At 61.0% G+C, this 17974-nt stretch carries 14 protein-coding genes; 9 read left to right on the top strand and 5 right to left on the bottom strand.

The genetic code is table 11. The annotated features are described in order from the left end of the window. Positions 1-4 precede the first annotated feature (4 nt). Positions 5-2245, bottom strand: coding sequence for a TonB-dependent siderophore receptor (locus NQ842_RS18105; protein ID WP_014831032.1), 2241 nt, complete (start codon positions 2243-2245; stop codon positions 5-7). A 145-nt stretch (positions 2246-2390) separates the two neighbouring features. On the opposite strand from NQ842_RS18105, the gene fes reads away from it, so the two are divergent. Genes fes through entF form a run of 3 tightly spaced genes read left to right on the top strand, consistent with a single transcriptional unit; the run spans position 2391 to position 7667 of the window. Next, positions 2391-3590: an enterochelin esterase gene (gene fes / locus NQ842_RS18100; RefSeq protein WP_257256154.1), complete on the top strand. Its 1200-nt coding sequence runs from the start codon at positions 2391-2393 to the stop codon at positions 3588-3590. A 10-nt stretch (positions 3591-3600) separates the two neighbouring features. After that, the gene (locus NQ842_RS18095) at positions 3601-3813 is read left to right on the top strand and encodes an MbtH family NRPS accessory protein (RefSeq protein WP_014831034.1); all 213 of its coding nucleotides are present in this window, start codon (positions 3601-3603) and stop codon (positions 3811-3813) included. Continuing rightward, entirely contained in the window at positions 3810-7667 is a 3858-nt protein-coding gene (gene entF / locus NQ842_RS18090; RefSeq protein ID WP_257256153.1) for an enterobactin non-ribosomal peptide synthetase EntF, read from the top strand. The genes NQ842_RS18095 and entF overlap by 4 nt, the downstream gene beginning before the upstream one ends. A gap of 54 nt (positions 7668-7721) precedes the next feature. On the opposite strand, the gene fepC is transcribed toward entF, so the two are convergent. Genes fepC through fepD form a run of 3 tightly spaced genes read right to left on the bottom strand, consistent with a single transcriptional unit; the run spans position 7722 to position 10515 of the window. Next, a complete protein-coding gene (gene fepC / locus NQ842_RS18085) occupies positions 7722-8522 on the bottom strand; it encodes an iron-enterobactin ABC transporter ATP-binding protein (protein ID WP_050859906.1) in 801 nt (266 codons plus the stop codon). Continuing rightward, positions 8519-9511, bottom strand: a complete 993-nt coding sequence (gene fepG, locus NQ842_RS18080; RefSeq protein ID WP_257256152.1) for an iron-enterobactin ABC transporter permease — start codon at positions 9509-9511, stop codon at positions 8519-8521. The genes fepC and fepG overlap by 4 nt, the downstream gene beginning before the upstream one ends. Next, positions 9508-10515, bottom strand: coding sequence for a Fe(3+)-siderophore ABC transporter permease (gene fepD / locus NQ842_RS18075; RefSeq protein WP_257256151.1), 1008 nt, complete (start codon positions 10513-10515; stop codon positions 9508-9510). The genes fepG and fepD overlap by 4 nt, the downstream gene beginning before the upstream one ends. 108 nt (positions 10516-10623) lie before the next feature. On the opposite strand from fepD, the gene entS reads away from it, so the two are divergent. Further along, positions 10624-11871 carry an enterobactin transporter EntS gene (entS, locus tag NQ842_RS18070; protein WP_014831039.1) on the top strand — a complete coding sequence of 416 codons (1248 nt, stop codon included), beginning with the start codon at positions 10624-10626 and terminating at the stop codon, positions 11869-11871. Between the two features lie 46 nt (positions 11872-11917). Here the strand turns inward: entS and fepB are convergent, their stop codons facing one another. Continuing rightward, the gene (gene fepB, locus NQ842_RS18065) at positions 11918-12877 is read right to left on the bottom strand and encodes a Fe2+-enterobactin ABC transporter substrate-binding protein (protein WP_047362446.1); all 960 of its coding nucleotides are present in this window, start codon (positions 12875-12877) and stop codon (positions 11918-11920) included. 188 nt (positions 12878-13065) lie between these two features. Between fepB and entC the strand changes: the two genes are divergently transcribed. From entC to entH, 5 genes are read left to right on the top strand one after another with little or no spacing between them, the layout of a single operon-like run. Then, on the top strand, positions 13066-14241 hold the full coding sequence (gene entC / locus NQ842_RS18060) for an isochorismate synthase EntC (RefSeq protein WP_118283192.1): 1176 nt from the start codon (positions 13066-13068) through the stop codon (positions 14239-14241). A gap of 9 nt (positions 14242-14250) precedes the next feature. Then, a complete protein-coding gene (entE, locus tag NQ842_RS18055) occupies positions 14251-15861 on the top strand; it encodes a (2,3-dihydroxybenzoyl)adenylate synthase EntE (protein ID WP_046889851.1) in 1611 nt (536 codons plus the stop codon). A 10-nt stretch (positions 15862-15871) separates the two neighbouring features. Then, entirely contained in the window at positions 15872-16726 is an 855-nt protein-coding gene (locus tag NQ842_RS18050) for an isochorismatase (protein ID WP_046889850.1), read from the top strand. Continuing rightward, positions 16726-17478: a 2,3-dihydro-2,3-dihydroxybenzoate dehydrogenase EntA gene (gene entA / locus NQ842_RS18045; protein WP_083021355.1), complete on the top strand. Its 753-nt coding sequence runs from the start codon at positions 16726-16728 to the stop codon at positions 17476-17478. The genes NQ842_RS18050 and entA overlap by 1 nt, the downstream gene beginning before the upstream one ends. Next, the gene (gene entH / locus NQ842_RS18040) at positions 17478-17891 is read left to right on the top strand and encodes a proofreading thioesterase EntH (protein WP_014831045.1); all 414 of its coding nucleotides are present in this window, start codon (positions 17478-17480) and stop codon (positions 17889-17891) included. Before entA ends, entH begins: the two co-directional genes overlap by 1 nt. Positions 17892-17974 lie beyond the last annotated feature (83 nt).

The following is a 17974-nucleotide window of genomic DNA, read 5'->3' as shown; positions in this document are numbered from 1 at the left end:
TGAATCAGAATCGGGTATTCACGCTCATATACCACGTGCGGCCTGGCTCATTATAGGTATAAGCCCCCGCGCCGTACATATAGGCACCCGTCGCGGTATTCCCGGTGGTCTGGGCATTACCCGCACGCCACTGACGTTTGTCGAAGACGTTATCCACGCCGCCGGTCAGGCTGACGTTTTTGGTCACGTCCCACGTCGCGCTCAGGCCAAGGATGCTGTACGGACTGACTTCGTCTTTCTCAGACCCGCTCACTGGCTGACCTTTGTAGTTGTACTTCTTCGGCTGCTGCTTGCCGTACCAGGTGAAGGTCGACTGGAGCGACACATCCTGATGCACCTGCCAGCTCAGGGTAGAGTTCAGCGTGTACTCCGGGATGATCGACAGACGGTCGCCGGTCTCCTTGTTCTTGCTCTGCAGCATGTAGGTGATGTTGTTGGTCCAGTTGATGGTGTCGCTGACCGGCACGTTCAGGGAACCTTCCAGACCTTCAACCACCGCTTTCGGCACGTTCTCCCACTGGTAGATATCGGTGGTGACTTTGCTGGTGGAGGTCTGGCCAATCGGCGTATAGCCCGCTTCAATCTTGTTGCGATAGTCGTTACGGAACCAGGTCACGCCCGCCAGCCAGCCGTCGCGTTTCCACTCCAGACCAATCTCTTTGTTGATGCTGGTTTCGGCTTTCAGATCGTCGTTACCCATCATATAGCAGCCCACGCCGTCAGAGCTGGCATAGCAGCCCTGGCCCTTGCTGTATAAAAGGTAGTTCGGGTTGGTCTGGTACAGACTCGGCGCTTTATAGGCGCGCGCGATGCCCATCTTCAGGGTGAAATCATCCCCCAGACCTTGCGACAGGTTCAGAGACGGGCTCCAGTTGTTGCCGACAATGGTGTGGTGATCGAAGCGCAGCGCCGGGGTCAGCATGGTGCTGTCGGTCAACTCCATATTGTTTTCCGCAAACAGGGAGAAAATCTCTGCGGAGGTATACGGGCTGCGATCGTTACTCATCCCCGGGACGGTCCCGCCCTGCAGGGTTTGCGAGAAGGAGGTGGAATCCTTCATTCGCTGCTGGTTCCACTCGGTGCCCAGCGTCAGGTTCTGGTTGACGATGAAATCAATCGGCAGGTTGATCTCGCTGTGCAGCATCACGTCGGCCAGGTCGGTGTCAGTGAATTTATCGCTGTTGAACAGCCCTTCGGTTCCTCCGGCAAGTCCTTCACCCAGACGTGAGTTGCGGGTGTGTTCGTACTGCGCCCAGTTGCTGGTGGTGATGCCGTTATCCCAGCCGCCGTTCCAGGTCACGGCGAAGTTCTGGCGATAGATGCGGTTGGTCTCTTTGCCGTAGTTCTTCTTCACCAGCGCATTGTCGTTGTTGGTGTTCTGGGTATCACCGGCGTAGAGGTTGTTCTGGCGGCTGTAGCCCGCTTCAAACTCCAGAGACTGCATCGGTGCGAAATCCCAGCGGACTACCCCGTTGATGTCTTTGTTCTCAACCCCTTCGCGGCCAGCTGGCAGGGTGTTGGCATAGGCACCGGTACGCTCAGACTGATGACCCTGGTTGATGTCCCACGCATCGGCCTGAGTTTTGTCGAGGTTACCGTACATGCGGAAGCTGAAGTCGCCGCCCAGCGGGCCGCTCAGGCTGAAGTTGGTGCGTTTTGTGGAGCCTTCATCTTTGTGTTCAGGCGCGTTCAGATAGGTGTTCCAGGAGCCGTGCCACTGGTCGTCGAATTTCTTGGTGATGATATTCACCACGCCACCTGCCGCACCGTTACCGTAACGCGCGGCGGCCGGGCCACGGATCACTTCGATACGCTCAATCATCTCAGGCGGCACCCAGCCGGTATCACCGCGGGTGTCGCGCTCGCCACGCCAGCCCAGACGAATCGAGTTACGGCTGGTCACCGGCTTGCCGTCGATCAGGATCAGCGTGTTTTCCGGGCCCATACCGCGGATATCAATCTGGCGGTTGTTACCGCGCTGGCCGCTGGTGGAGTTACCGGTCAGGTTAACGCCTGGCATGGTGCGGATGATTTCAGACACGTCACGCGCTGGCGGATTTTTACGGATCTCATCGGCGGTAATGGTGGAAACCCCCGGCGCCTGCAAATTCTGCTCGGCGGCGGTGATCACCATGGTGTCTTCATGCTGCGCGGAGGCGGTGTTGTCGTCTGCCATGGCAGGCAGCGCGACGCCATAAATCCCTAAATTGACCAGCAAGGCCAGAGAGTGAATCTTCTTATTCATTGGATGTCCCGCTTTTATGGTTTCTTATGAACGCGCTTCCCACAGCGCGGGCATTACGCTATTGCAAATGCAAATAGTTATCAATAATATTATCAATAAAATTTGTCCTGAAACAAAAAAGACTGTTAAACATGAGGTTAGAGGGGTGACGGTGTTAACAACGGGAAGTGAAGCCTGGTGGCAGTCGAAAAACGGCCCGGAATGGGTGCGTGAAGAGGGGAAATATCGGGTCACCTTCTGGTGGCGCGATCCGGCAGGAACGCAACAGACCTCGGCAGTGAAACGCGTCTGGCTGTATATCACCGGCGTAACCGATCACCATAAAAATGCCCGCCCACAATCCCTCAAACGCATCCCGGACACCGACGTCTGGCAATGGCAGGGCGAGTTCAGTCCCCAGTGGCGCGGCAGCTACTGCTTTATCCCCTCAGAGAATACAGACGATTTTGCGCCCGATGTGTTTCACGGCGACCAGCCAGACCGCATGGCGCTGCGTGAAGGCTGGCGCAAGCTGCTGCCGCAGGCGATGTCCGACCCGCTTAATGCCCAGAGCTGGCGAGGCGGGAGGGGACATGATGTCTCTGCGCTGGAGATGCCCGATGCTCCGGTGCAGCCCGGCTGGGATCGCCCCGATACGCCGTACCGGCAGCCGGTCTGCATCGAATGGCACAGCAGGCGTCTGGGCAACCGTCGACGCATATGGATTTTTACCACCGGGAATGACGACCCTGAACGCCCGCTGGCGGTGCTGCTCGACGGCCAGTTCTGGGCCGAAAGCATGCCCGTCTGGCCAGCGCTGACGGCGCTGACTCTCGGACGCAAACTGCCGCCTGCCGTCTACGTTTTAATCGATGTGATAGATATGGCGCATCGCAATAACGAATTGCCCTGTAACCCCGATTTCTGGCTGGCGGTGCAGGAAGAGCTTCTCCCTCTTGTAAAACAACGCACGCCATTCAGCGACCGCGCTGACCGTACGGTGGTCGCAGGCCAGAGCTTCGGCGGCCTCTCCTCGCTTTATGCCGCACTTAACTGGCCGCAGCGTTTTGGCTGCGTGCTGAGCCAGTCCGGCTCTTACTGGTGGCCGCACCGCGGCGGGCAGCAGGAAGGGCTGCTTATCGCCCAGCTGAAAGCGGGTGAGAAAACCGCACGCGGCCTGCGCATCCTCCTTGAGGCCGGGCGCAACGAGCCGCTGATTTACCGCGCGAATCAGGCTATTTACGACGAACTGCACACACAGCAGCAGGTTTACTGGCGTCAGGTTGACGGCGGACACGACGCGCTTTGCTGGCGCGGTGGGCTGACGCAGGGGCTGATGACCCTCTGGCAGCCGCTTATTCACTAACGGAGTCTGTATGGAATTCAGCAATCCTTTCGATAATCCGCAGGGGCAGTTTGCTATTTTGCGTAACGATCAGGGGCAGTACAGCCTGTGGCCGCAGCAGTGCGCATTGCCCGCAGGCTGGCGCGTGGTCGGTGAACCCCGCTCCCAGGAGGCGTGCCAGCAGTGGCTGGCTGAACACTGGCAGACGCTAAGCCCCTCTTATTATGCGGGGGAGAATGCATGAACCGTCTGCCGCTTGTTGCCGCCCAGCCGGGCATCTGGATGGCGGAGCAGCTTTCCAGCCTGCCGAACGCCTGGAGCGTGGCACACTACACCGAACTGAAGGGCGACATTGACGCGCCGCTGCTGGCAAAAGCCATTGCCGAAGGCATGATGCAGGCCGACACTCTGCGCATGCGCTTCACCGAGGATAACGGTGAGGTGTGGCAGTGGGTGGATGAAAGCATCATTCTGCCAGAGCCATCCATCATCCACGTTGACTCCCACGACGCTGCCGTGGCGCTGATGGCCGCCGACCTTAATCAAAACCTTCGTGTCGACAGCGGTCAGCCGCTGGCTTTTCACCAGCTCATTCAGGTGAATGAACGCCACTGGTACTGGTATCAGCGCTATCACCATTTAGTGGTTGATGGCTTCAGTTTTCCGGCGATCACCCGCCAGATCGCCGCAATTTATGCCGCGTGGAAGAAGGGTGAGCCCACGCCTGAATCCCCGTTTACACCGTTCGCCGATGTGGTGGACGAGTATCAGCGCTATCGCGACAGCGAGGCGTATCAGCGTGACGGCGCCTTCTGGGCTGAGCAGCGCAAACAGCTTCCTTCTCCGGTCTCTCTCTCCTCTGCACCGCTGCCGGGGCGCGCCGCCACCACCGATATTCTGCGCCTGAAAATCGCCGCCGATGGCCGCGCCTTCAGCCAGCTTGCGCAGGCCGCAGGGCCGGTACAGCGCACCGATCTGGCGCTTGCGCTGGTGGCGCTGTGGCTGGGGCGACTCACCGGACGGCTGGACTACGCCGCCGGGTTTATCTTTATGCGCCGCATGGGTTCCGCTGCGCTGACCGCGACCGGCCCGGTGCTCAACGTGCTGCCGCTGGCGGTGAACATCAATCCGCAGGAGAGCCTGCCGGAACTGGCGCTGCGCCTGGCAAACCAGCTGAAAAAAATGCGTCGCCACCAGCGCTACGACGCCGAACAGATCGTGCGCGACAGCGGGCGTGCCGCAGGGGATCAAGCCCTGTTTGGCCCGGTGCTCAACGTCAAAGTGTTCGATTATCAGCTGGATCTCGACGGCGTGGAGGCCATCACCCATACGCTGGCCACCGGCCCGGTGAACGATCTGGAGCTGGCATTGTTCCCGGACGAGCAGGGCGGGTTGAGCATTGAGATCCTCGCCAATAAACAGCGCTACGATGAAACCACGCTGGCCCGTCACGTGGCGCGCCTGAATGCGATGTTGACGCAATTTGCCGCTAACCCGGACCTGCGCTGCGGCGAGGTTGAAACGGTCTCAGAGCAGGAATACCAGCAGCTTGCACGCATCAACGACACCGGGCTGGCGCTACCGTCCACCACGCTGGCGGATCTGGTGGCGGAACAGGCGAACAAAACCCCGGACGCACCCGCGCTGGCGGATGCGCACATCGAGCTCAGCTATCGCCAGATGCGCGAGCAGGTGGTGGCACTGGCGCAGCTGTTGCGTGAGCGCGGCGTGAAACCGGGCGACAGCGTGGCGGTGGCGCTGCCGCGCTCGGTATTCCTGACGTTAGCGCTGCACGGCATTGTGGAGGCGGGGGCCGCGTGGTTGCCGCTGGATACCGGCTACCCGGACGATCGTCTGCGGATGATGCTGGAGGACGCGAAGCCGTCGCTGCTTATCACCACCGACGAACAGCGTCCGCGTTTTAGCGATCTGTCCGTCGGGACGTTTAGTTACAACACACTATTACCGGCTGTGGATGCTGAACCGCTGCGGCTGGCGAAGCCGGCGCAGACGGCGTACATCATCTTTACGTCGGGCTCGACAGGGCGTCCGAAAGGGGTAATGGTCGGGCATACTGCCATCGTTAACCGCCTGAAATGGATGCAGGATCACTACCCGCTGACGGCGTGTGACGTGGTGGCACAGAAAACACCGTGCAGCTTTGACGTGTCGGTCTGGGAGTTCTGGTGGCCGTTTATCGCCGGGGCGAAGCTGGTGATGGCCGAGCCGGACGCGCACCGTGATCCTCTGGCCATGCAGCAATTCTTTGCGCACTATGGCGTCACCACCACCCACTTTGTGCCGTCGATGCTGGCGGCGTTTGTCGCCTCGCTGACGCCGGAAAACGCCGATTGCTGTCAGAGCCTGAAGCAGGTGTTCTGCAGCGGGGAGGCACTGCCGACGGAACTCTGTCGCGAATGGGAGCAACTCACTCGCGTGCCGCTGCATAACCTCTACGGCCCGACGGAAGCGGCGGTGGACGTTAGCTGGTATCCGGCATTTGGACCAGAGCTGGCGGCGGTGGCAGGTAACAGCGTGCCGATCGGTTTCCCGGTATGGAACACCGGGCTGCGGATCCTGGATGCGATGATGCGCCCGGTACCGTTTGGCGTGGCGGGCGATCTCTATCTCACCGGCATTCAACTGGCGCAGGGGTATCTGGGCCGTCCGGATCTCACCGCCAGCCGCTTTATTGCCGATCCGTTCGCGCCGGGCGAGCGGATGTACCGTACCGGTGACGTCGCCCGCTGGCTGGATAACGGCGCGGTGGAGTATTTAGGCCGCAGCGACGACCAGCTGAAAATTCGCGGTCAGCGTATTGAACTGGGTGAAATCGACCGGGCGATGCTGTCGCTGCCCGACGTAGCGCAGGCCGTAGCGCACGCCTGCGTGTTTAACCAGGCGGCGGCCACGGGCGGGGATGCCCGCCAGCTGGTGGGGTACGTGGTTTCTGAATCCGGTTTACCGCTGGATCGCGACGCGCTGCTTGCCTCACTGAAGGCACTGCTGCCGCCGCATATGGTGCCGGTGGTGGTATTGCAAATCAGCGCGCTGCCGTTAAGCGCAAACGGCAAGCTGGATCGCAAGGCGCTGCCGCTGCCGGAGCTGACCAGCAAAACCAGCGGACGCGCACCGGAAAGTGATACCGAAATTGCCGTCTCGCAGGCGTTTGCGTCATTGCTGGGCTGCGCGGTGAACGACCTCGAAGCCGATTTCTTTGCCCTCGGTGGCCACTCGCTGCTGGCGATGCGCCTGGCTGCACAGCTCAGCCGCACGTTCGCCCGCAAGGTGACGCCGGGGCAGATAATGGTCGCCTCTACGGTCAACAGGCTGAGCGCTCTGCTGGATTCGCCGATAAGCGACGAGCAGGCGCAGCGTCTGGGTTATGAAACCTTGCTACCGCTACGTGAAAGCGACGGCCCGACGCTGTTCTGCTTCCATCCGGCTTCCGGTTTTTCCTGGCAGTTCAGCGTGCTGGCGCGCTACCTTAGCCCGCGCTGGTCCATTACCGGAATTCAGTCGCCGCGCCCGGAGGGGCCGATGCAGCAGTGTGCGGATCTGGATGGAGTGATTGAACATCATCTGACTACGTTACGTGCCCGGCAGCCCCACGGGCCGTATTACCTGTTCGGCTACTCGCTTGGCGGCACGCTGGCGCAAGGGATTGCCGCGCGTCTGCGTGAACAGGGCGAAACCGTCGCCTTCCTTGGTCTGCTGGATACCTGGCCACCGGAAACCCAGAACTGGGCGGAAAAAGAGGCCAACGGACTCGACCCGGCGGTGCTGGCCGAAATTGAGCGCGAGCGTCAGGCGTTTATCGCCGCCCAGCAGGGGCAGGGCTCCAGCGCGCTATTCAACGCCATTGAAGGTAACTACGCCGACGCGGTGCGGCTGCTCACCACGGCGCACAGTTCGCGGTTTGACGGGAAAGCAACGCTGTTTGTTGCCGAGCGTACGCGAACGATGGATCCGCAGGTCGCGTGGTCGCCGTGGGTGAATGAACTGGAGGTCTACAGCCAGGATTGCGCCCACGTGGACATCATTTCGCCGCAGGCGTTTGAGAAGATTGGGCCGGTGTTGCAGAAGATGTTGGGGTAGTGATTTCCCCTCACCCTAACCCTCTCCCACGGGGAGAGGGCCGGGGTGAGGGCATCAGCGCGAACGCTTTCTAAGCGGCACCACCAGCGGCGTGCCCGCCACCGGGTCGTCAATAATCATGCAGCGCATGCCGTAGATCCGCTCGATGAGCTCCGGCGTCACAATCTCCTTCGGCGCACCCTGCGCCACAATTTCGCCGTCGCGCAGTGCAATTAAATGCGTGGCATAGCGGCAGGCCTGATTCAAATCATGCAGCACCGCCGCCAGGGTGTAACCCTGCGTGCGGTTGAGATCGCTTAGCAACTCAAGCAGATCAATCTGATGGCTGATATCGAGCCACGTTGTCGGCTCATCCAGCAGCATAATGGAGGTCTCCTGCGCCAGCACCATTGCGATCCACGCCCGTTGACGCTGGCCGCCGGAAAGCGTGTCCACGCTCTGCCGGGCAAGGTCGGTAATGCCCGTTGCCTGCATCGCGCGGCTCACCGCGTCTTCATCTTCCTTGCGCCAGCGGGTAAACAGCGGCTGATGCGGATAGCGTCCGCGTGAGACCAGCTCCTGCACCGTGATGTCTCCCGGTGTGGTGGCGTTTTGCGCCAGCAGCCCGATGCGTCGTGCCACCTCTTTACTGGCAAAGCGCTGGATCTGCTCGCCGTCGAGGAAGACGTGACCTTCAACCGGTGTCATCAAGCGGCTGAGGGTGCGCAGCAGGGTCGACTTACCGCAGCCGTTCGGGCCGATGATTGCCGTAAAATGGCCGTCAGGTATGGCGACGGTTAAATCGCGGGCAATGATTTTTTTACCGTAGCCGAGAGTAAGGCTTTCGCCGCGCAAGCGGGTGGTTGAATCGGTCATTTCTTGCGTGACTCCTGAACGAGCAAGACGATGAGGTAAATCCCGCCAAGGCTGACGGTGACAACGCCCACCGGAAGTTGATAAGGCATAAACAGCCGCTGGGCGCAGAGATCGGCGGCCAGCAGTAACATTGAGCCGCACAGCGCCGCCTGGGTTAAGCCCCAGCGGGCGGTGCCGCTCACGCGCCGCGCGATATGCGGCGCCACCAGGGCGATAAAGGAGATCGGCCCGGCAATCGCGGTGGAGGCCGCGGTGAGCAACACGGCGACCAGCATCAGCATCAGACGCGAACGCTCAACGCCGACCCCAAGCGCACAGGCGCTGTCGTCACCCATCTCCAGCAGCCGCATCCGGCGCACCAGCAGCAGCGCGGCGATAAACATCAGCAGAATCAATGGCGCGGCGGGCCAGACTTTGCCCCAGGTCAGGCCGTTGAGCGAGCCGGCATACCACAGCCCGGCCGACAGCGCCGTTTCCAGCGAAGCCTGCAGCAGCAGCCAGGTATTGAACGCCATCAGCATGGCTCGTACGCCGATACCGATAATGATCAGGCGAAAGGTGTCGATACCGTTGCGCCAGGCGAGCAGCCAGATCACCAGCGCGGTCAGTATCCCGCCGGTCATCGCCGTCACGGTGATGGCCGTCAGATGCTGACCAAACAGCACCATCGCCACCAGCACGCCGCTCCAGGCGCCGGTGTTGAGACCCATTACATCCGGGCTGCCGAGCGGATTGCGCATCAGCGACTGGAAAATCGCGCCGCTGACGCCGAGCGCGGCACCCACCAGCATCGCCATTGCCACGCGCGGCAGTCGCCACTCCGTCACCACCATCGTGACAGCGCGCGGGGCGCTGCCGGTGAGGGCGTTAAACACCTGGGCGAGATCGAGCGTCACCGCGCCGCTGCACAGGCTTGCGATCGCCAGTATCAGAATGGCGATAACCAGCAGCGAAACGCTGATGATCAAACGACGAGAGGGGGCCATCATGCGCCACCTCCGCGCTTACGCCGTACCAGGAAGATCAGCACCGGCGCGCCGATAAAGGCGCTAACCACCGAAACGCGCAGTTCGCCGGGCACCAGAAGACGCCCGACAACATCAGCGAACAAAAGCAGAGCCGGGGTGGCCAGCAGCGTCACCGGCAGCGACCAGCGGTGATCGGCCCCCACCAGCCAGCGCGACAGATGCGGCATCATCAGGCCGATAAAGGCAATCGGGCCGACCACTGCCGTCGCGCTGCCGCACAGCACGGTGATGACCACTAACCCCGTCAACTGGGTTCGCGCCACGCGGTTACCGAGCGCGGTGGCGGTGTCGCTGCCGAGGCTCAGGCTGTTCAGCGCCCGGCTTAAACCGAGAGCCACGGCGGCGGCTATCATCACCGGGATGACCACCACCTTAAGCGTCTCCAGCGTGCGGATATCCAGCGAACCGGCTTGCCAGAAGCGGAGCTGGTCGTAAACGTCCGGGTTAAGCAGGGCGATGCCGTTAGATAACCCTTCCAGCACGGCGGCAAGCGCCACGCCCGCCAGCGTCAGACGTACCTGGCTAAGCTGCCCGCCGCCCTGGCTGCCGGTAAAGGCGACAATCAGCGAGGCCGCCAGCGCGCCGCAAAAGGCCATCACCAGTTGTTCTGAGGGAGAGGTAAACCCGAACAGCGCCGCGCCAAGCACAATGGCAAAGCTGGCACCGCTGTTCACGCCAAGAATGCCGGGGTCAGCCAGCGGGTTGCGGGTGAGGGTTTGCATAAGGGCTCCCGCAAGGCCCAGTGCACCCCCGGCAAGTAATCCGGCCAGAGTACGGGGCAGGCGGGCATCCAGCACGATGGTGCAGTCGGCGCTCTGACAGGTACCAAAGAGCGCATCAATAATTACGGAGGCGGGCAGCGGTTTCGCACCAACCAGCAGACTGAGTGCCATCGCAAGGATTAACAGCAGCAATAACAGGGGCACGGCAACGGCGCGCACCGCAGAAGAAGAGGAAAACGACATAGCAACATCCATGATTTGATAATGATAGTGATTATCGTTATCTATCTTATTTGGCTATGTTAGCATGTGCGCCCATGGAATGGGTAGAAATAGACTCAAGGTCTTGTCATGAATCAAAAATCCTGGCTGATTAACCTCAGCCTGCTGAAGACGCACCCGGCGTATCGCGCCGTGTTTATCGCGCGTTTTATCTCCATTTTGTCCCTCGGCCTGCTCGGCGTTGCCGTTCCGGTACAGATCCAGACGTTGACGCACTCCAGTTGGCTGGTCGGGCTGTCGGTCACCTTAACCGGCGGGGCGATGTTTATCGGTCTGATGATCGGCGGCGTGCTGGCCGACAGGTACGAACGCAAGAAGCTGATCCTGCTGGCGCGCGGCACCTGCGGGGTGGGGTTTGTCGGATTGTGCCTGAACGCAATGCTGCCGGAACCCTCCTTACTCGCCATTTACGCCCTCGGGCTGTGGGATGGTTTCTTTGCTTCGTTAGGCGTGACGGCGCTGCTGGCGGCGACGCCCGCGCTGGTTGGGCGCGAGAACCTGATGCAGGCGGGGGCGATCACCATGCTCACCGTGCGCCTCGGCTCGGTGATATCGCCGATGGTGGGTGGCCTGCTACTGGCCACCGGTAACGTGGCGTGGAACTACGGCCTCGCGGCGGCGGGGACGTTTATCACCACCTTAACCCTGCTGCGTCTGCCGCTTCTGCCACCGCCGCCGCAGCCGCGTGAGCATCCGTTGAAATCGCTGATGGCGGCGATCCGGTTTCTGTTCAGCAACCCGCTGATTGGTGGTATTGCGCTGCTCGGTGGTCTGCTGACGATGGCGAGCGCCGTACGCGTGCTGTATCCGGCGCTGGCGGGAGAGTGGCAGATGAGCGCCTCAGAGATTGGCGTGCTGTATGCCGCCATTCCGCTCGGCGCGGCGTGTGGTGCGCTGACCAGCGGCAGGCTGGCGCAGAGCGCGCGTCCGGGGTTGATTATGCTGTTGACGACGCTGGCGTCGTTTATCGCGATGGGGTTCTTCAGCCTGATGCCGGTCTGGGCGCTGGGTGTGCTGTGTCTGGTGCTCTTCGGCTGGCTGAGCGCCATCAGTTCTCTGTTGCAGTACACCCTGATCCAGACCCAGACGCCGGAGGGGATGCTCGGGCGCATCAACGGCCTGTGGACCGCGCAAAACGTGACGGGCGATGCCATAGGCGCGGCGATCCTCGGTGGGCTGGGGGCCGTCATGACACCGGTGGCTTCGGCGAGCACCAGCGGGTTTGTGTTAGCCGTTGTTGGTGGGATCCTGTTAATGGTATTAGCAGAATTGCGCCGGTTCAGGCAGGAGGTTGTATTGAACGACGGTGCGGCCTGATGCCCTCACCACGGCCCTCTCCCACGGGGAGAGGGAGGGAAAATGCCTACTTAAACAATGCGTTTAATCTCTCTAACACCAACATCGCGCTGTAATAATCCAGGCGGAACGTCTCCGTTCCCAGGGCCCACACGCGTTTATTCTTCACAGCAGGCAGGTGCGCCAGCAGCGGGTTGGCGTAAATCGCCTCGACATCTTTTTGATCGCCGGCAAACAGGAACAGGCCTTCACCGTTCAGCCCGGTAGCCAGATTTTCACCGCCTAACTGGATGATGTCGTGACGTTTGCCCTGACTTTTTGAGGTGTGCAGCCCGGCAGGCAGTTCGGCCAGAGTAAAGCCTAACTGATGCAACAGCTGGCCCTGAGCGGACTCCGCGGTCCACAGGTTAGCGCTGTGCGCGGCAGCGGTGTAAACAATGGCGTTCACCGGCTGCGGCGGCAGTGTCATCTGCTGTTTCACCTGCGCGAGTTGTTTATCGAATGCTGCAATGCGTTCGGCGGCCTGTTTTTCCTGTCCGGTTATCGTGCCTAGCTGCTTCAGCAGTTCCTGCCAGCTTTTGTCGTCGTAGTTGATGATGAGCGTCGGCGCGATGGCGGAGAGCTGATCGTACAACGCCAGGGCCGAGTCTCCGCCGGTCGCGCTAATCAAAATCAGATCCGGCATCTGCGCCGCCACCGCTTCTGCGCTCGGCTCGCCAATGTACAGGCGCGCTACCTTGCGCTGTTTCGCAATATCACCCCACTGGCGTAAAAAACCCTGCGCATCCGCCACCCGGTTATTGGGCGTGGTTGCTCCGCTGGCCACTACCGGCGCATCAATCGCCAGCAGTGAGCCGGTCAGAGTCACGCTGGTGGAAACAATGCGCGTGGGTTTGCTCTCAAGAGTATGCACCCCGCGGCTGTCGTTGACCTGACGCGGCCAGTCGGCGGCGATGGCTGAGGTTAGTCCTAAAACAAAACATCCCGTTAAAAGAAGGGCATTACGACAAACGGCGGGGAATTTCACAACGCGGCATCCTGTTCTCTTTGAAGTTAATGCTTCTCATTTTCATGATTGCGGTGGGGGGATGCAAGCGATACTCGCACAAGATGTTTGCTCTGCGGTTGACACCGGCGCGATGTGGGATTAGGTTAGCCAACGAAAATATAAATGATAATCATTATTGCTTCTTTTATCATTTTATGGAGGATGATATGGATACGTCCCTGGCTGAGGAAGTTCAGCACACCGCGACCACGCTGCCATCAGACAGCTTTTTCTTTATGTCGCCTTACCGCAGCTTTACCACGTCAGGCTGTTTTTCCCGTTTCTCTGAACCCGCCGAGGGCGGTGATAACCCGTCGGGGGCCTTCCAGCAGAAACTGGCTCAGGCTTTCCGCCACGCGAAGGCCAGCGGCATTGCCCATCCCGTGATGGTGGGTGCCATCCCGTTCGATACCCGCAAGCCCTCATCCCTGTTTATTCCGCAGCACTGGCAGACCTTTTCGCGCCCGGCGCGTCAGCAGTCCGCGCGCTATTTTTCCGCTTCCCAGGCGTTGAACGTGGAAACCCGCACTGAGATCCCGCCGCAGCCCGTGTTTGAAGAGATGGTTGCCCGTGCGGCGGCGCTCACCGCCACGCCACAGGTGAACAAAGTGGTGCTGTCGCGGCTGATTGACATTGCGACGGATAAAACGATTGATAGCGGCGCGTTGATGGAGCGACTGATCGCCCAGAATCCGGCCAGCTTTAACTTCCATGTACCGCTGGAGGATGGCGGCGTGCTGCTGGGCGCGAGCCCGGAACTGCTGCTGCGTAAAGAGGGGACACACTTTAGCTCTCTGCCGCTGGCGGGCTCCGCGCGTCGTCAGCCGGATGACGTGCTGGATCGCGAGGCGGGTAATAAGCTGCTGGCCTCCGGGAAGGATCGCCACGAGCACGATCTGGTGACCCAGGCGATGAAAGCCATTCTGGCACCACGCAGCCATCATCTCAGCATGCCAGCCTCTCCGCAGCTGATCACCACCCCGACGCTCTGGCATCTGGCGACGCCGGTGGAAGGGGACGCCCGTGAAAATGAGAACGCCCTGACCCTGGCCTGTCTGCTGCACCCGACCCCTGCGCTGAGCGGTTTCCCGCATCAGGCGGCAAAAGAGCTGATTGCCGGGCTGGAGCCGTTCGACCGCGAACTGTTTGGCGGCATCGTTGGCTGGTGTGACAGCGAAGGCAACGGCGAGTGGGTAGTGACCATCCGCTGCGCGCGTCTGCTTAAAAATCGCGTTCGCCTGTTTGCCGGTGCGGGTATTGTGCCAGCCTCCTCCCCGGTGGGCGAGTGGCGCGAAACCGGTGTGAAGCTCTCCACCATGCTCAACGTTTTTGGTTTGCACTGAGGAATCACCATGACCATCCCCTTTACCCGTTGGCCTGAGGAGTTTGCCCGGCGCTACCGTGAAAAAGGCTACTGGCAGGATCAGCCGCTGACTCACATTCTGACCGACCACGCGGAGAAAGCTACCGTCGCCATTATTGACGGTGAACGTCACCTGACCTGGCGTGCGTTCAACCAGGCGGTGAATAACCTCGCCTCCGCCCTGCAGGGGCAAGGCGTGCGTCGTGGCGAGACGGCGCTGGTTCAGCTCGGCAACGTGGCTGAGTTTTACATTACCTTTTTCGCGCTTCTGCAGGTGGGCGTGGCCCCGGTGAACGCGCTCTTCAGCCACCAACGCAACGAGCTGAACGCCTACGCCGCACAGATCAAACCCGCGCTGCTGATTGCCGACCGCGAGCACGCCCTGTTTGCGGGCGATGATTTCCTGAACCGTTTTGTGGATGAACATCGCTCAGTGCGCATCGTGCTGCTGCGCGGCGACAACGGCGCACATGCCCTGGAGGCGGCCATCGCCCGTCCGGCGGACCATTTCATCCCCAACCCGACACCTGCCGACGAAGTGGCGTTCTTCCAGCTTTCAGGCGGCAGTACCGGCACGCCAAAACTGATCCCGCGCACCCATAACGATTACGACTACAGCATCCGTCGCAGCAACGAAATTTGCGGCATTACCGCGGATACTCGCTATCTGAATGCGCTGCCGGCGGCCCATAACTACGCCATGAGCTCCCCGGGTTCGTTAGGGGTATTCATGGCCGGGGGCTGCGTGGTGCTGGCGCACGATCCGAGCGCCACGATCTGCTTCCCGCTGATTGAACGTCATCAGATTAACGTCACCTCGCTGGTGCCTCCGGCGGTCAGCCTGTGGCTGCAGGCGATTGCCGACGGCGCGGGCAATGCGCAGCTTAAATCGCTGAAGCTGCTGCAGGTGGGGGGCGCGCGCCTGTCCGCCACGCTCGCCGCGCGTATTCCGGCGGAAATTGGCTGCCAGCTGCAGCAGGTGTTCGGCATGGCGGAAGGGCTGGTGAATTACACCGCTCTCGACGACACCCCGGATCGCATCATCCACACCCAGGGCCGTCCGATGTGCCCGGATGACGAAGTATGGGTGGCGGACGAGCACGGCAACCCGCTGCCGCGTGGCGAAACAGGGCGTCTGATGACCCGCGGGCCGTATACCTTCCGCGGCTATTTCAACAGCCCGGAACACAACGCCAGCGCCTTTGATGCCAACGGGTTTTACTGCTCCGGCGATCTGATTGCCATCGACGAGCAGGGGTACATCACCGTGCAGGGGCGCGAGAAAGATCAGATCAACCGCGGCGGGGAGAAGATCGCCGCCGAAGAGATCGAAAACCTGCTGCTGCGTCATGAGGCGGTGATCTACGCCGCGCTGGTGAGCATGGAGGACAGCCTGTTGGGCGAGAAAAGCTGCGCGTTTCTGGTGGTGAAACAGCCGCTGCGCGCGGTTGAGGTACGTCGCTTCCTGCGCGAGCAGGGCGTTGCCGAATTCAAACTGCCGGATCGCGTGGAGAGCGTGGATGCGCTGCCGTTAACGCCGGTCGGCAAAGTCGATAAGAAACAGTTGCGCCTGTGGATCGCTGAACGCGCCCGGGCCTGAGGAACAGAGTATGGCCATTCCAAAATTAACCGCTTACGCGCTGCCAACTGCCGCAGAGTTGCCGACAAGTAAAGTGAACTGGGCGTTTGAGCCTGAACGTGCCGCGCTGCTGATCCACGATATGCAGGAGTATTTCCTGAACTTCTGGGGCGAAAACAGCGCGATGATGCAACAGGTGGTGGCGAACATCGCCAGGCTGCGCGCGTACTGTAAAGCGCACAACATTCCGGTTTACTACACCGCCCAGCCGAAAGAGCAGAGCGACGAAGACCGCGCCCTGCTGAATGACATGTGGGGCCCGGGCCTGACCCGCTCCCCGGAGCAGCAGCGCATTGTGGCTGAACTGACCCCGGACGAAGCCGACACCGTGCTGGTGAAGTGGCGCTACAGCGCGTTTCATCGCTCGCCGCTGGAACTGATGCTGAAAGAGACAGGCCGCAATCAGCTGCTGATCACCGGCGTGTATGCCCACATCGGCTGCATGACCACCGCCACCGATGCGTTTATGCGCGACATCAAGCCCTTCTTTATTGCTGACGCGCTGGCAGATTTCACCCGCGAAGAGCATCTGATGTCGCTTAATTATGTGGCGGGGCGTTCCGGCCGCGTGGTGATGACCGATGACCTGTTGCCGTCGGTTCCGGTCTCAAAAGCGGCGCTGCGTGAGCTCATCCTGCCATTACTGGATGAAACCGACGAACCGATGGATGATGAAAACCTGATCGACTACGGCCTGGATTCGGTGCGCATGATGGCGCTCGCCGCACGCTGGCGTAAAGTCCACGGCGATATCGATTTCGTGATGCTGGCAAAAAATCCAACCCTCGACGCCTGGTGGGCGCTACTCTCCCGCGAGGTGCAGTAATGGTTGTTGATTTCACCGGCAAAACCGTCTGGGTGACAGGGGCGGGTAAGGGGATTGGTTATGCGACGGCGCTGGCTTTTGCCGACGCGGGCGCGAAGGTGACCGGATTCGATCTGGCCTTCCCGCAGGGGAATTATCCGTTTGCTACCGAAACGCTGGACGTATCTGACGCGGTGCAGGTGAGCGACGTCTGCGGGCGCTTGCTCGCCGTAGAGGAACGTCTGGACGTGCTGGTCAACGCCGCCGGCATTCTGCGCATGGGCGCCACGGACCAGCTTTCGCAGGAGGACTGGCAGCAGACGTTTGCGGTCAACGTTGGCGGGGCGTTTAACCTCTTTCAACAGACGATGGGCCAGTTCCGTCGTCAGCAGAGCGGGGCGATTGTCACCGTGGCGTCCGACGCGGCCCACACGCCGCGCATCGGGATGAGTGCCTATGGCGCCTCGAAAGCGGCGCTGAAAAGCCTGGCTCTCACCGTCGGGCTGGAGTTGGCGGGCAGCGGCGTGCGCTGTAATCTGGTGTCGCCGGGGTCAACGGATACCGATATGCAGCGCACCCTGTGGACCTGCGACGATGCGGAGCAGCAGCGCATTCGCGGTTTTGGCGAGCAGTTTAAGCTGGGGATCCCGCTGGGGAAAATCGCCCGTCCTCAGGAGATTGCCAGCACGATCCTGTTCCTGGCCTCCGATGCTGCCAGCCATATCACCCTGCAGGATATCGTGGTGGACGGCGGCTCCACGCTGGGGGCGTAATGATCTGGAAACGCCATTTATCGTTAGATGCGCTGAACGCCACCAGCCAGAACACGCTGGTGGCGCATCTGGGCATCGTTTATACCCGCCTTGGCGACGATACGCTGGAAGCGGAAATGCCGGTGGATGCGCGAACCCATCAGCCGTTTGGCCTGCTGCACGGTGGCGCATCGGCGGCGCTGGCGGAAACGCTGGGCTCGATGGCCGGTTTTCTGATGACCCGCGACGGGCAGAACGTGGTGGGAACGGAGCTGAATGCCACCCATCATCGTGCGGTAGCGCAGGGGATCGTGCGCGGCGTGTGTCAGCCGCTGCATCTGGGTCGATCCAGCCAGAGCTGGGAGATTGTGGTGTTCGACGAGCAGGGACGGCGGTGCTGTACCTGCCGGTTGAGTACGATGGTGCTGGGGTAAGTCATTCAGCCGAAAGTGATCGGCTTAACACTGTGGTGTAAATCTCTGGTTTGACCACGCATTATTGCGTTTCAAAGTTGTTA

It is taken from the genome of Enterobacter cloacae complex sp. R_G8 (genome assembly GCF_024599795.1).
In the GTDB taxonomy this organism is placed as follows: domain Bacteria; phylum Pseudomonadota; class Gammaproteobacteria; order Enterobacterales; family Enterobacteriaceae; genus Enterobacter; species Enterobacter dissolvens.
This window is presented reverse-complemented; position numbering and strand designations above follow the sequence as displayed.